General features: G+C 42.6%; 10 protein-coding genes. 3 read left to right on the forward strand and 7 right to left on the reverse strand.

What is annotated here, in order from left to right:
• Positions 1–2,592 precede the first annotated feature (2,592 nt).
• Complete coding sequence (locus EXU57_RS08160; protein WP_133267704.1) at positions 2,593–3,255, reverse strand: hypothetical protein; 663 nt, start codon at positions 3,253–3,255, stop codon at positions 2,593–2,595.
• 458 nt (positions 3,256–3,713) lie between these two features.
• On the opposite strand from EXU57_RS08160, the gene EXU57_RS08165 reads away from it, so the two are divergent.
• Positions 3,714–4,139: a helix-turn-helix domain-containing protein gene (locus tag EXU57_RS08165; RefSeq protein WP_133267705.1), complete on the forward strand. Its 426-nt coding sequence runs from the start codon at positions 3,714–3,716 to the stop codon at positions 4,137–4,139.
• A gap of 801 nt (positions 4,140–4,940) precedes the next feature.
• On the opposite strand, the gene EXU57_RS08170 is transcribed toward EXU57_RS08165, so the two are convergent.
• From EXU57_RS08170 to EXU57_RS08195, 6 genes are all read right to left on the reverse strand, one after another.
• Positions 4,941–7,415 carry a UvrD-helicase domain-containing protein gene (locus EXU57_RS08170; protein WP_133267706.1) on the reverse strand — a complete coding sequence of 825 codons (2,475 nt, stop codon included), beginning with the start codon at positions 7,413–7,415 and terminating at the stop codon, positions 4,941–4,943.
• Positions 7,412–8,266 carry an SPL family radical SAM protein gene (locus tag EXU57_RS08175; protein WP_133267707.1) on the reverse strand — a complete coding sequence of 285 codons (855 nt, stop codon included), beginning with the start codon at positions 8,264–8,266 and terminating at the stop codon, positions 7,412–7,414. The genes EXU57_RS08170 and EXU57_RS08175 overlap by 4 nt, the downstream gene beginning before the upstream one ends.
• 205 nt (positions 8,267–8,471) lie before the next feature.
• The gene (locus EXU57_RS08180) at positions 8,472–8,945 is read right to left on the reverse strand and encodes a thermonuclease family protein (protein WP_165958076.1); all 474 of its coding nucleotides are present in this window, start codon (positions 8,943–8,945) and stop codon (positions 8,472–8,474) included.
• Positions 8,946–8,993: 48 nt separating this feature from the next.
• Positions 8,994–9,776, reverse strand: a complete 783-nt coding sequence (locus tag EXU57_RS08185) for a hypothetical protein (protein ID WP_133267709.1) — start codon at positions 9,774–9,776, stop codon at positions 8,994–8,996.
• Positions 9,760–11,235: a hypothetical protein gene (locus EXU57_RS08190; protein WP_133267710.1), complete on the reverse strand. Its 1,476-nt coding sequence runs from the start codon at positions 11,233–11,235 to the stop codon at positions 9,760–9,762. Before EXU57_RS08190 ends, EXU57_RS08185 begins: the two co-directional genes overlap by 17 nt.
• A 5-nt stretch (positions 11,236–11,240) precedes the next feature.
• The gene (locus tag EXU57_RS08195; protein ID WP_133267711.1) at positions 11,241–12,287 is read right to left on the reverse strand and encodes a hypothetical protein; all 1,047 of its coding nucleotides are present in this window, start codon (positions 12,285–12,287) and stop codon (positions 11,241–11,243) included.
• 423 nt (positions 12,288–12,710) lie between these two features.
• Here EXU57_RS08195 and EXU57_RS08200 point away from each other — a divergent pair, with 423 nt between their 5' ends.
• Together EXU57_RS08200 and EXU57_RS08205 are read left to right on the forward strand one after the other, a co-directional pair.
• A complete protein-coding gene (locus EXU57_RS08200) occupies positions 12,711–14,291 on the forward strand; it encodes a type I restriction-modification system subunit M (RefSeq protein WP_133267712.1) in 1,581 nt (526 codons plus the stop codon).
• 151 nt (positions 14,292–14,442) lie between these two features.
• Complete coding sequence (locus tag EXU57_RS08205) at positions 14,443–15,621, forward strand: restriction endonuclease subunit S (protein WP_133267713.1); 1,179 nt, start codon at positions 14,443–14,445, stop codon at positions 15,619–15,621.
• Positions 15,622–15,625 lie beyond the last annotated feature (4 nt).

A 15,625-nucleotide genomic window follows, 5' to 3' on the forward strand; every position in this document is an offset into this window, starting at 1 on the left:
CAGGTTCGTGAATATGAGTTATTGCAACTTTTTTTATTTGAACTCGGGATTACAATTCTGCACTAATGATATTTTCTCTTCCTTTTTGCTTGTCCAAAAAGGAAGGCAAAAAAGACAGCCGGCGATAAAAACGGCCTATCGCCGGCGGGGTTCCCTGATTTGGCTTTAGTACTACTGTGGTGAAGGGCAGTTGAGCCTTGATGGGTTCACGACTGTAATGACATCGTGCATGGAAATTTCGTCTTACGTCATATTGAACTCGATTAAGTATCCCCTGGCAAAACATTCAACTAAAGGTTCGTGCATGTGAACCCTTGCGACCCTTTCCGATCCTGTGTGGGATTACGGCTGTTCGCCAAAAGCAATTCTCTCTTACTTTTTGCTTGCCCAGCTGCGCCAGTCCGACGCCCGCCCGGATGTACCCGGGTTCGGACGGGGGCTTGACCCCCGCCAGCTGACCCGTAAGCCTCATTGCGGGGCATGCAATTGGAAGGCAAGAAAGATCCCCAACAACGTTGGGGAGGAACAACAACAGCCCCCGTCCGACTGGAGTCATCCGGGCGGGTGTTCCCGGCAGGGGTTCTTCGATTTAGCTTTTGTACTACTGTGGTTAAGAGCAGTTGTTCCTTGATGGAATTTCTTCGTTCCTTTTTGCTTGCCCCCCGCCAGCTAACACGCAAGCCTTGTAGCGGGGCAGGCAACAGGAATCAAAAAGGGCCGCCACAACGATAACAGCCTCCGCCCGGCTGTGCTAGTCGGACGGGCGTTGTGGCGAGTTCCCTGATTTAGCTTTTGTACTACTGTGGTTAAGAGCAGTTGTTCCTTGATGAGTTCCCGACTAACATACAATTCATGCACGTTAACTATCTCCTGCATCAATCGAAATTAGGTCAGGATGCCTGGCATGACATCCAGTACTCGCTACGATGTTTTTGCTTCATGTCGGAAGCGTGATGCGGTGGACCGGCCTTAGGGAAGCGGCGTTAAGAAAATGGATCAGTGCAGGCGTAAAAATGAATAGTTGATACATCAGCCGGGATTTATTCACCGCCTGTAAGTCGCACAGTGCTCGGAAGTATTCTTCCGTTGTAGCTTATTCATTTTAGCCGGGGCAGATCCATTTTTAGCCAGGCTTCCCTACAGCCTTGATCTTTTTGTTTCTTTTTGCATCAAGGCAAAAAGAAAAGCAAAACATCAATGGCTATTGTATCGGACGTCATCCTGAACTCGGTTCAGGATCCCTTGGCACAACATCCCAATTTGCAAGTGTACACATCTTAAGCAATTCGTAAGTCATCCTGAATTCAGTTCAGGATTCCGTGGCAAGACATCCTTATGAAGGTTCGTGCACCTTAACTTATCTGAGCATTTTCATATTCGATACAGGATTACGGCTGTGCCCGCCAGGCAATTCTTCATCCTTTTTTGCTTGCCCCCCGCCAGCCAACCTCGACCCTTATAGCGGGGCAGGCAACAGGAACAAAAAGGGCAGCCACAACGATAACAGCCTCCGCCCGGCTGCGCCAGTCGGACGGGCGTTGTGGCAAGATCCCTGATTTAGCTTTTGCACTACTGTGGTGAAGGGCAGCGGTTCCTTGATGGGTTCACGACAAGTATAACGTTTGTTGGACCAATATGCCTTCTCTTGCTTTTTGCTTATCTCTTTCAAGTGTGCGTCGGTTTATCGCTGCATGGCTGCTCTGGTTGACTTTTGCAGTTATGTAGTGGAGGGGCATTGCGGCTCCCTTATTCCTTAAGTAAAATAATCTTGACACCTTACGTCGGAGATTACGCTTCGATCTTCGCTCAAAAGGCCTTATAAAAATGGCGTTAAGAAAATTGTTCAATGTTTCGTTAAGCAGCGAAAATGATCAATAACTATTCTCTGATATTCACAAGTCTTCATCGAAGGATAACAAGGAGCTTGGCTTTAGCTTTTTCGCTGTAGAGACATGGAACAATTTTTAGCGCATTTTTATACAGCCTTGATTTTTCTTTGGTTACTTTCTTTGCATCAAGGCAAAGAAAGTGACACGACCAGATTTGTTGAAAGCTGAAACTATCAACGATGTCTCTGCTACACGTTTTTCTCAGTTTGTCCGCTGCATCGCGACAGGGTTTACTTAGTTCATAATACTACTGTGCTGAAGCAGTCGTTCCTTGCGGATGTTCGTGTTGATCAAGAGGACACGAAAAACACTTTGCGATGCAAGGTCAGTTTCTTGGCCTTCGCACCACCTCATACACCATCCGTCCAATCGCCGCAATAAACAAAGCTGACCCTATACCAACAAGAACGTTTGATGCCGTCTGCCAATGCACTAATTTCAATAGTGAGCCGACAATGGTTAAGGCAATGGATATAAATAATAATTTCATCCCTATGTTACTTTGCATAATGAATACTTTCTTTTTAAAATGTAAACTCCGGAACCCGAGCCCGGAGTTTACTGACTTAAAATTTGACGAGTTTTATTTTAAACAATTGACAAACGCGATGATGCGACAACACTTACGCATAACTCTCAATTCATAACTCATAACTGTTGTCGCTCATAACTCTTAACTTCTCCAGCCACTCAACATAATTCTTCAGTCCGCTGCGCGACAACTACACGCAATAGAAATCAAAACAGGAATGTGTGGATTAGTAGCAATCGCGATACAGGAAACAAAGGAGTCGCAGAATTCGTCGCTTTCCGCATTGTAGCACTGGGCGAAGGTTTCTCCGGCTTCCCGTTGGCAAAACCCCGAGCCGCCGTGGTATTCCTTAGCAAAATATATCTTGTACTCAGGTCCGGTCATTGCCCGGATGGTGCGTTTGCCATCTTCATAATCGATGATGATCGCTTCATTATCTTTCCATAGCCCAATCGAACCATTCTGGTTGTCTTTCATCTTTCTGCTGAACAGCACTTCGGTGGTGGCGATGCCACCGTGGAGCTTTACACCGTAGTATTGATCCCGGTCTTTTAGTTTAACGACATACACCTGTACGTCTTCAGTGCGCGAACGAAATACCTGCACCTGGCTATGATCAAGCGACGATGCAAGCCTGGCATACATGGGGCTGTTTTTCGCCCCGGATTGCATCAGGTTTAGGTTAGCCACACCGGCTAACATGCCATACGGTAAAGCAGGTTTAACTATGGGTACATCCTTTTGCCGGTTGCAGGCAATGGCAACTATAAAGGCAATAATAAAAGGCAACCAGCCAAATGATAATATGCGGGAAAGGGATTGTGGTTTGTACATGTTGTTATTTGTTTGTAGTGAATGTTATGATTAAGCAGAACAATAGGTAACTATGGAACACGGATGACACGGGTTGGAGGGATGGTTGTGGATATTGTCTGTGAAGTAGGGGCAGGCGCGCTACCATTTATCACAATGTTTTTGGTATACCATGGCGAGGTCCAAACTTTGAGAATGAGCTCACTAAAAAATCCTCTGTGATCCATTCCATCCGCGTTATCCGTGTTCCAACTATCCGTTCTACCCGTGTTATCCGTGTGCCATTACCTTATGGCGGAATGCTGGAATGAAAGAAGGGTAGATGCATGTGCAATTATTTGCAACGAAATAACCGCCGCCACCCTGCATATTATATTTCTACGAGAACTAAAAAATGCAAACGGAGACCATATTTTACCACGTCAGAACACGGGTAAAAGGCAGTATAAAAACACCCTCAAACTATCTATATTTGTTGCATGACAACCACTCCAACCCCCGGCAAAGTTCACCATGGCCGCAACATCAAAAGGTTGCGCGAAATGCTCGGCATCAAGCAGGAAGCGCTTGCATACACGTTAGGAGAAGATTGGTCGCAGCACAAAGTCTCCCGCCTCGAAGACAAAGAAGTGATTGAAGACGAAATACTGCAGGAAGTAGGGAAGGCCTTGCACGTAAGCCCGGAAGCGATAAAGAATTTCGATGAAGAAAAGGTTGTTAATGTTATCTCGAGCACATTCAACGATTACGCATCAGTATTCAATTCGCATTGTACATTCAATATCAATCCAATTGAAAAATGGATGGAAGCCCTGGAAGAAAACAAAAAGCTTTACGAACGATTGTTGCAATCTGAAAAGGAGAAGAGGGAGATGTTGGAGCGGATACTTGCTGACAGAAAATGAGCAGTAGTGTAATCAACAGAATACAAGAAAGAATATTTTTAGGACCGGCTGGAGGAACTTGATTTTACCTGCCAACATTGTGGTTAAATGAAAAGTAAATGGGACGATCGACGGCATCAACCAAACAGAGACTCCAATCTTTTAATGTCGTTCTTTGTCTTAAAATTAAAACTGCTTGTCATTATTGTTTCCCCATTATCATCTATAAGCAAACACTCGGTGCGCTCGTAGGCGTAACTGTGATTTTCTGTAAAACTTGCGTCAGGGTCATCATCGATCGTCAAGCTGAACGTAACTACTATCTGAAAAAACATATCAGTGTTCCCAATAGAAACGTCCTTTCTATACCATACCCAGCGCTCACTATTTGAGGTTGCCTCTTCTTCCTTTTCGAAGCCCATGTTCATCAAGAGATCTGGGTTCCTTCGGATCCGTTCTTCCATTGCGGATGTCTTTTATGGTTGACTACTTTTGTTGAAGTGCAATCTGCATAATAGTACTGACATAACAATAAGCACACTTCGTATATACACTATGCCATCCTATTCGTCCCTACGTTCTTTCGGCTCGAAAGCTCGGGTCTTCACTTCCGAATTCTATAGCAAAGTATAGAATTCATGGCCACAAACATCCTTAATCCCGTTCCTAGTTTCGAGAATCAGGACCGCTAAACTCTGGCGTAGCAAAATTCCCCAATAAAAGGTTCACTGCGCATTCTTTAGTTGTGATAAATACTCTTTAACCAAATATCAGGACAAACAAGGTTCCTGGTAAACTTACGTTTGAAAGACTAAAAACTCCTCAATCGTCTATTCCTTCCGCAACTACTTGTTTATCAAGCAGCATTCCGAAATTACGCTCCGACTCAATGTCCCACATAATGAGGCGATCTCGCCTAAGGTATTTAAGTACCGGAAAGTGAACGTCTTTGGCTTCGGGAGTGCTCGCAATAACAAGCAGGCAGTTTGTCCTTGTCATGATGGTATAGGCAAATTCCATTACTTCGTCTTCGTATTCTATATCGGCTTGCAACGACCATACGATGAACTCCTTCTCGAGGCCTTTTAATCGTAAAATGGTTGTTGTTTCGCCTATGATACCCAGACCTCTGATTTCTTTGCACAGGTTATCGTCCTTTTCCATGATGGTTATCCTGTTCAAATCAAATACGCTGTATTGAGCCCGAATCTGGCTGAGCTTTTTAGCCAGTTGAATATTGTCGCCTGCGTAAACAAAAAGAGGCCGCGCTCCGGGTGGAGCACCCTTATACGGTGTAATTTCCGCGGTTGCTTCTTTGTGTATAGAGGCTTTATTTATTTGACTGGATAATGGATAGATAGCTTCGCAAATTCGGAACGGTAAACGATAAGATCCTCTGAGTTGGTGTCTCTTCCAGTTGCCCCGTTCTGCATCTTTAGGGATAAAACCAGATTTACCAATATGAACTGATTGGGCCAAATCACCAGCTAAGACTATGTTCTTGGCTTCTGACAGTAGCATGTTCATTATTTCGAAGTCAGTACGTGTGCAGTCTTGAAATTCATCTACAAACAGGTAATCATGTTTTTTAACGATTTCACCCTTTTCAAGGAAATTGTATAGCAACTGCCTTCTAGCCGAATAGGATTGCCCCGCTTTTGGATCTCTGGCCATCCATACGGCGTACTTCTTTAAAGCTTGCCAAACTGCAGGCCTTTGAGTAGAACCTCTTAAACCTTTGCCACGGCCTTCCCGACTTACTGCCAGGTAAGCACCTTCACCTAAATTGATTCTGCATTGCAATCCATAAATTACTCTGTGGTACTCTTCTAAAAGAAACTCAGGCGTAAGAATATTTTTCATCTTGCTCTCAGGAATGCTCATTTCAATCCTCACTTCTTTAATAATCTCTTCCAACTTTCGAACGTGAGTAGCCTCCTCAAATGGCAGATATTTAATATTGCCGATATGCTTAGCAAGCATTTCGAAATGGAGGAACTCAATAAAAAAGTCCTGCTGGTTATTAATAATAATTTTTCCCGTTCCGTCATCCATGTTATTGCTTACCGAGTAGTAAACCTGTTTATAGTTCTTGTCCTTTTGGTTTAAGAGATCTGAGATCCATGCTCTTAGTTGGCGCAATAGTGATTTGTTGAAGGTCGTAACCAATATCGCGATAGGTCCCGTCCACTTTCTTTCTTCCAGAAGATTGATGATTTTCTCAGTGATGACCACACTTTTACCACAACCTGCAGGCCCTGTAATCATTGACGGTCGTACTTCAAATAAGGAGGCTTTTCTCTGATCTTCGTTCAAAGCCACTTGTCTTCTTATCTTCAGCGGAGGGTTGAAGAGGTTGAAATGATCAGGGTATCGCTGAAGATTGAAGCTGAGTCCTGTTTGAAATTTTTCAAGGCCAATAGTCGTAAAACTTCTATCCTGCCAACTGACCGGGTATAAACTTGCTTTTAACCCATATTTGTTAACGAGCGTATTCCTAAAGTCAGAAACAGATTGTAAGTTGCCCTGAAAGAGAAGAGAGGAGGAAGGTCTTGCTAAAATACGATAGCCTACCCCTTTCATATTTGTACTTAGCTTTTGCATTAATTGCTCCTTGTGCAACTGTGACGATGTGAGTAAAAGAACTTTTGACGGATTAAAGGCAGTAATGAGTTCGCTAAAGTTTGTCTGTAAATAATCCTCGTTATCTGAAGAGTCAAACAGGTAACTGGCGCAAACCCAAGGATTGATAATGCTCAACTCAGCCTTATTCGACCAGGAGTAAACATGATATTCAACTGCCACACCTTTGACCTCGGGGTATTTTTTTATCACTTCGGGCCACAAGTACTTCTGCAAGTAGTTAAGCATAAATGGGCTGAGATCCACATTTACGATTCGGAACATTGGTAATATGTAGCCCATCCTCTCGCATGCTGCGGCAGCAATTGCAAAACAAAACTGTATACATCCGGTGCCCGCCCCAAGGTCAAATATCGTAATGGGAACATTCGACTGACAAGCCTCGACAACTTTATCAATAAAGTTCGAGAGGAAAATGTTGATCCTTCTTGCCTGGTACCATAACGTGTAGGCGAATGGTGTTGTGTATCGGTCATAACACAAGTCTTCATTTTTCACTAGGTTGTAAGCTTCCTCTTGTGCACACCTTAAATCGTAAAAAAAATTGGGGAGACTTTCGTGATCAGCAAGGAATTTCTTTGCTGCTTCAAGGATGATCACTTCAAGGGTTAACTGCTCTTTGCAGAAGAAATCCGTTAGCTGCTGTTTATTCATATTGGCTTAAATCCTTCTTTACCTATTCCAATATCTGGAATATACTGTCGGATAATATTTTCAACCTCCATATACCGTTCTTTGGTCCAATTGAACTCATTGAACAACTTCTTTGCTTCATTCCTTGTGCCTGCAGTAAACTTTCCCCTTTCGGCATGGAATGGCTGAATAATGAATTTTGAGATTCCCGTCTCCAATAATGATTTAGCAAATACATGAGCATCCTCGATAGGTAATAAAGGCGTCATCGTAATACAGGAGTCAATTCCCGCCCCGTTAACTTCTTTAATTGCATCCAATCGAGATCTGTTACCCGGACACATTGGCTCAAAAACCTTCCTTACCTTTTCACTATCCGTGGTAATAGTCATGTTGATTTGGACAGCGTTGAATCTTCTGAACAAATCTATGTCCCGTGTAACTAGCGGACTTCTTGTTTGAACAACAAGTCTTGGCTGATGGTAATTCAACAGTTCTTTTACGATATCTCTTGTTAGTTCGATCTTTCTTTCAATAGGTTGATAGGGATCGGTAACACTGCTCATATAAACAGTTTTACCTGTGATTGGCTTCGAGCGAAACTTTTTTAACAGCAGGAGTGCATTTTCTTTCACGTTTACCCAGTAACCCCAGGTATCCTTTTGCTCGTTATCTCTGGCAAAGAAAGCTGCATAACAATAGGTACACCCAAAAGCACATCCTGAATACGGATTTAGTGAGTAATCATAATCCGCCATAAACCCCGAGGTAATATTAAGTATGGTCCCGACAGTTTTATACGCAATATTCGCATGTCCCAGTTTGCTGGGCCGCGAATCCTGCTCACTGCTAAATAAATCTATTTGGCTCACAATAATATTCTTTGAGTAAATCTATGTATCGTAAGGATAGTTCTAGCAGTAAAAATCAAATTCTGGCACTGCTTGTTATCGAACGACGGGAAAGTTGCTGCACGGTTCATCGTCGTTTAATGCAACACTTGTTTTGGATTTTCAGTAACAATCTAATCAAATTAAATAGAACATCTGTCAAATCGTACTTTTTCCAGAGATGCAGTTACCTCCAGTCCCACGGCGCCACAGCATTCACCTCTGACCAAACACCTAATTGTCGTTGTTTAGCTTCTTGTTCCAGTACCGAATAACCTGGATTGTTCGAATACTTTTTATAATGCCAGGCTAAACCGGCCTGCAACAGGCTGATGTTGATGTTTTCCCCTGAGGTTGCAAGCACGGTTCCCACAAGTCGGTGCCACCTGTCGTATTTATTCAGATGTTTAATCGTCACAACCTGGCCGAAACATTTTGCCGAAACAAACTGTCTTGCTGCTTTTCCAAACGGCTGGCTTTTTTCAGGACAATCAATATCTGCAAATCGTATAGTCAAGGGCTTATTTTCAAACAAAATGTCTATTGTATCCCCGTCTTTCACTTTGATCACCTTACCTGTGATCGTAGTGGCAAGCTCATGGTTCTTTGCTTCTTTGCAGCTAAGAAAGGCAAAAAACCAAATAAGAATTATGTAGCGCATAAAGCAATTTAAACAGAGCATTAAAGGCCGAGTGAATATGGAAGCTTTTTACATGAAATTCACTGAAATTTTATACTCATTAAAGAGCTTTTCCCAATAGTAGGTTAAGTTTGGATCATACTTCGTAGAATTAGCTTCATATGGCAGTACAAAGTGAATGAAAGAGTCCCTAAGAACTTCAGGCTTAATAGCTAGCTCTCTGTTAATCTTTTGCACATGCTGTATTGCCAACCTTTCCGCTTCCTGCTTGTTTTTTGGGTTCACAATGAATTCTTTTGACGATTGCTTCCCGTCTGTGAATAGATAAATTTCTTTTTGCACGTCTTTTCTTTCCATCCTGGATATTACCTCTAACACACCAACTATATCAGTACCTCGCTTGTTTTCGTTATCTAATGGTTTGCTCAAGAATTCGGTACATTCTGAAAAAAACATGAGCTTCTGTTTTCCAATCTCTTTTTTGTAAGCGTTTCTGGCTGCTTTAATCGCCAAAGGAGGGAGGTTCGGTTTGCAACTAAATTGCGGGACTTCGTAATTAGCGACCGGACTCGCAGCTCTGGTTTTATCATGAATGACCAAAAGTTTAAGTGCATCATCGGCACTACTAATTTGATCAATTCCATGTTTAAGAATTGATTGAGACTTCTGTTGAACACCGGGCTGCTGAAAACTTACGCTCGCGCTTTTATCTACGAATATCAAAATGCTCTGGGGTATGTTTCCGGTGGCTTCCGGATCCTCGTCGGGGATGGTTTTACAGCTTTGAAAGATCAAATTCAAGGTAAGTAGGCTTAACCAAAGCGTGTAACCAAATCTATTTGTCAAAATCATAGTATTCAAAGTTTACATTTCCGTCCTTATTTGCCTTATTCCTGAAGTTTTGTGATATCATTCTCCGTAGTGCCACAAAGGGTCTCGTTCTTGAATGAATATTGCTCGTGGAGGCCGGTAATGCCGAGGAAGACACGGCGTTGCTATACTGAGTGCTAGACATCACACTATCATTCAACCATTCGTCCGTAACTTTCCCGGAAAGCTTCGCTCCCCGATAGTATCCATCCTGATAAATCGCTTTGCTCTTTTCAATTAGCTTATGCATTTTGCTTCCAACAAACACCTGCAACAGCTCCTTTTTATCTTTAATGAGCTCTTTATGCCCCAATTCTTCCTGAAGGTCTGAAAGCTCCTCTTCAACCAATTTAATCGCCTGCTCCGCCCTCAGTCGTTTTGACTCAATCGCTACTTTTCTTCGAGCCAAATTGAATATTTTGTTATTCCATAGTTTTTGACGAAGGTTATTCCAGGTAATGCGGTAACTTTTATAAATCACCGGAATAGAAATGCCGAGTGAAACCGCTCCGGCAATAGCAAAGAGAAATGTAGATGAAATGATGGCGAAAGCCGCCGCTGGTGATGATGATGAGCTGCTTTCAGCATTTGGTTGCGTTGAATTGGAGTTAGCATCAATAGATGTGCTTGCATCATTTAAGCCCAGATCCTTGCTTATCATTTCTTCTCTAAAAATGCCAAAGGCAACGAGCATTGCCAGGACAAGTATCGATGACGTAATGATGAAAATGGCAAATCTTTTCTTTGCTTTACTATTATGATACGGCTTCTCGATCAGTCGGTCGTAAGCAGGCTTGAGCACTACCGAAAGACCTGCAATCGCAATGGCGAACATGTAAGCGATGTAAGTTATATGAACAGTGCCTTGGCCATCTGTGCTGGTACCGATCTGCAAATTTGTTGCAACTATATTAAGGGCGATGCCATAATCTGCCCCGATAAATAATATTGCGAAGACAAAAAAGATAATTGCAGCCAAAAGCGAATAATCAGTTTTTACGTTTTCCTTCAATTCGTTGATCGTTTCTTTCGCCCGGCTGAGCTTATCCTGCCAGAACTTAATCTTATTCTCAATATCGTTCGACTCAAGAATCAATATCCCATGTTCTGCTCTTTGCTCTAATTCTTTCGAAACAAGGTCAAGCCGTTTTGCTCGTGCTTTAGTGTATGTATCTGATAAGCTTGCTATTTCGTCCTTTGTTTCATTAATTCTGTGGTCCTTGTTTATCTCCTCATAATAATAGGATATAAACCTTTCGAACATCTCAGGAGGAATTGACATAAGACCATTCGTTATCCCATGTTCGTATAATTTAAATGTTTGAAGGCTTTTGTCTTGCTCAACGGGTTCGTCTGCTGTGGATTTTACTTCTGTAATGATCGATGGTATATTGGCTGCATCGGCCTCAGTAGGTTCAGGTCTGCTTTTTTGTTCTTCCACCAGAGTTATATATTTGGGTTAGCGTAATAATTCTTTGCAAGATTGTACTCACTCAAAAAGAGGTTTATTTTCAGTTCGCACTGTTGGTCATAACTTGTGCACTGAGCTTGAAGCTCCAATACTTCAGTTTGCAGCTTTTCGATATTTTGTAGGGTTTGAAGGAGATTTTCCTGTGTGTCTTTAGCATCCTTCTCGATGTCTGCCTTCTGTTTGCGTACTTGCCTGGCCGCTTTTAAATTAGTAGTTATCAGCCCAAAATCTTTTACAATCTTGTGAAACACCCCTAATAACAGCTTGCCGCAAAAAAAGAATACGAAAAGAAGAAAGAGCCCAAAAGCTATTGTAAAACCAATCTTAAGTGTTTCCTCAAACACTATGTATGATACAAGGATGGTTGTCGCTAAAGGTGAACCTATTTCTAAAAGGGCGATCTTCAACTTGCCAAAGAAAGTGTTGGTTTTCTGCTCCTCCGGATCTAGCCATGATGATAAAGGAGCAATTAGAGAAAATAACCCAAAAAGGAAAATACCGATCGATGCTGCAATTCCAAACCGAGGTGAGATAAAGTAGTGGATCAGATAGAAATTGCCAACAGCGGCTGCTGAGATAAAAATCAAACCTAAAAGGTTTCGAAGAAATTGTGTATCTGGTCTAAGGACTTCCGCTTCATTTTTTAAGTTAGTCAAGTTTTCCAGAAACCGGCTTTTTGTGTCGAGCTGTTTTCTTTCTTCTAAAAGGTTTTCTAACGAGCTGCTGGCAGCTAATCTTTTCGCATCAGCGCTTGCTTTTAGGTCAGCATAAAAGTTCTTTATTGCCAGCAGTTTTTCTTCTGTTGAGGCACCGCTTAATCCAAAAAGTACTCCTTCATCCCTAAGCAACCCATCGTTGGTAATCCAAATATTTTTTGCGTCGAGGTAAATCGTATTTGGGTTATCCGCTTTCGACTTAGACTCTTGCAATTTATTGCTGGCGTCGGCAAGGGGTTCAATGAACTTTTTGCCTCCAAAAAGTCGTGCAAGTGGTCTTGTCTGCTTTAATTCTTGTAAAGTCATGTCTTTTTGGTTAGCAAAATATTAAATCTCCTGATACTTTGATGTTAGCGGTAAGCTTGGCAGGAATTGACCCGTAGCAATTTTACTTAATTTATATAACAAAACCTTTGTCTGTTGAAATTTTTAGTATCATACCATAAAGTCGGCATTTTACATGCCCGCAATTCTCTTCTAAGCATAGTCTAAAGCACTAAGTTGTACTATTCCCTTGTCAATTTTTCCGATGTTCACATCGAACAATTGGGAAAGAGAAGCAATTATCTCTGAAAACGCGTAAATAATCGGTAAACCGCCAATGTAGATATGCTTCAAAACATTGCTTAGACCCTTCTTCAACTGATAAATTCTTTTTTGGCAGCCATTTTTGACCATCTCCAACTTTTCCCTACATTGCTTTTTCTAATCTAATTGCTACAAAACACTATGAGTGATTTCAAGAACCTGGAGAAAACCCTCTGGGCTGCGGCTGACAAATTGCGCAGTAATATGGACGCAGCCGAATACAAACACGTCGTCCTGGGGCTGATTTTTCTAAAATACATTTCCGATGCTTTCAACGGTCGTTACGACCAGCTGAAGCTCGAACTAGAAGACCCCAACAGCGATTGGTACGTCGAAGAAGACCAGGAACGTTACCAAACCCTCAACGACAAAGACGAATACACCAGCAACAACATTTTTTATGTTCCGGAAAAGGCCCGTTGGGCATACCTGCAATCGAGGGCCAAACTGCCGGAGATCGGCAAGTTGGTCGACGATGCCATGGACGAAATTGAAAAGGTAAACGCACCGCTCAAAGGTGTCTTACCTAAGATCTATGCCGATCCTGATCTGAACAAACAGCGGCTTGGCGAGCTGATCGACCTGATTGGTACCATCGGCTTCAATCAACCTGGCCACAAGTCAAAGGATCTGCTGGGCCGGGTGTATGAGTATTTCCTCGGACAGTTTGCCGATGCTGAAGGCAAAAGCGGCGGGCAGTTCTATACGCCTGGTTCTATTGTAAAGCTGCTGGTAGAGATGCTGGAACCTTACAAGGGGCGCGTATACGATGGCTGCTGCGGCAGCGGTGGTATGTTTGTACAAAGCGAAAAGTTCATCGAAGAACATGGTGGCCGCCTCGGCGATATCTCTGTATTCGGACAGGAGAGCAATCCTACGACATTGCGCCTCGCCAAAATGAACCTTGCTATTCGCGGTATTGACACCAAAATCGAGCTTGGCGACACCTTTTTGCACGACCGTCACAAAGACCTGAAGGCCGACTTTATCATGGCTAATCCCCCTTTTAATATCAGCGACTGGAGCGGTGAACAACTACGGGAAGATATCCGGTGGAAATACGGGGTACCACCGGTAGGCAATGCCAACTATGCCTGGCTGCAGCATTTTATACACAAGCTTAGCCCCAACGGTACCGCCGGCATTGTACTCGCCAATGGCAGTATGAACAGCAACACCGGTGGCGAAGGTGACATACGAAAGGCCATGATTGAGGCCGGCCTTATTGATTGTATGGTGGCCTTGCCTGCTCAGTTGTTCTATAATACCATGATACCTGCCTGCCTGTGGTTTTTGGCACGCAACAAAACCAATGGTAAGTTCCGAAACCGCAGTAGCGAAGTTTTGTTCATCGATGCGCGTAAGCTTGGTTTTATGACCAACCGCCGGAACAAAGAACTGGCAGATGCCGATATAAAACAGATAACCGAAGCTTACCACTCCTGGCGCAACAAACCTCTCAGCCCGACGAAGGAGGGATCTCAAACCTACCACGACATCCCCGGCTTTTGCAAGGCAGCTACCCTCGACGAAGTACGAAACAATAATTACGTGCTCATGCCCGGGCGTTATGTGGGCACAGAAGCTGAAGAAGATGATGGCATTTTGTTTAGTGACAAAATAGCTGCACTAACAAGTAAACTGGCCGAACAACTGAGTAAAGGCCGTTCGTTGGAAACAGAAATACGAGAGAACCTGAAATCAATTGGCTACGAGTTTTAGATGTCATCAGTTTTTTTATGCGCCCGGCGGAAATATGGCTATTTAGCAGCCGTTGCGTCGCACTCTTGTACGGTATATAATAGGGCAGCATTAGCAAACAGCATATGCCGGCATTTATGTATTTCGAGTGTAAAAAGTTTAATTATTGCTTATGATTTTTTCAGGATGGAGACAGGTGAAATTAGGGGAAATTTCCTCTAAAATCACTAAAGGTACAACTCCGACTACATTAGGAGAAAGGTTTGTTGATGAAGGAGTTAACTTTATAAAAGCTGAATCTGTAACGTTTGACGGAACGATTGACAAATCAAAATTCGTTTATATAACACCTGACACTCATGAAAAACTTAAGAGATCCCAGCTTGAGGAAGGTGATATATTATTTTCAATGGCCGGAATGGTACTTGGCAAAACTGCCGTGGTTACGAGTGATTTACTGCCAGCAAATACAAATCAGGCTTTGGCGCTAATTAGGTTAAAAAAAGCCGAGGCATTTCCAAGGTTTATTGATTATTTCATGAGGCAAAGCTCTTTTTTTCATTACGTGAACAGCAGCACGGGCCAGTCAGCACAACCAAATATAAATTTGCAGGAAATTGGAGACTTAACGATTTCACTTCCTTCCTTGGCAGTGCAGAAGCGAATTGCCTCCATTCTTTCTTCCTTAGATAATAAAATAGAATTGAACCGGCAAACCAACCAAACATTGGAAGCCATTGCACAAGCACTTTTCAAAGAATGGTTTGTCGACTTTAATTTTCCCGGCGCCCCAGGTGAGTTCCAGGATAGTGAATTGGGGAGGATACCGAAGGAGTGGAAGGTAGGCAAATTGGGGGACTTATTAAATTTTAGAAATGGTAAACCGTCGCCTGAAAGATCTGACAACTATCAGTTCCCGGTCTATGGCGCGAATGGTATAATAGGTTTTGCTGAAACCTCTAATGCAGAAGAAAAGAGTATAATAATCGGAAGAGTTGGAAGCTTTTGTGGGGCAGTGTACTTTAATCTTGAAAATTCATACGTGACGGATAATGCCATCATCGGAGAACCAAACAGGGTCAAAACCTCAATGTTTTGTTTTCTTTTAGCTAAAAGTTTGAATTTGAACAATTATAGAGTTGGATCAGGTCAACCTTTATTAAATCAAGCAATATTGTCAGGCATAAAGATTGTCATTCCTTCAGAGAGCATTTTGAAAGTGTTTGAAAAAGTTACACTTTCTATATTTCAATTTAGCTTCCAGAAGCAGAAGGAAATCAATGTGCTGATTGAACTTCGGGATACTTTGTTACCTAAGTTGATGAAGGGGGAAATGAACATTCAAAAATAGATAG

The organism is Segetibacter sp. 3557_3 (assembly GCF_004354985.1).
Classification (GTDB): Bacteria; Bacteroidota; Bacteroidia; order Chitinophagales; family Chitinophagaceae; genus Segetibacter.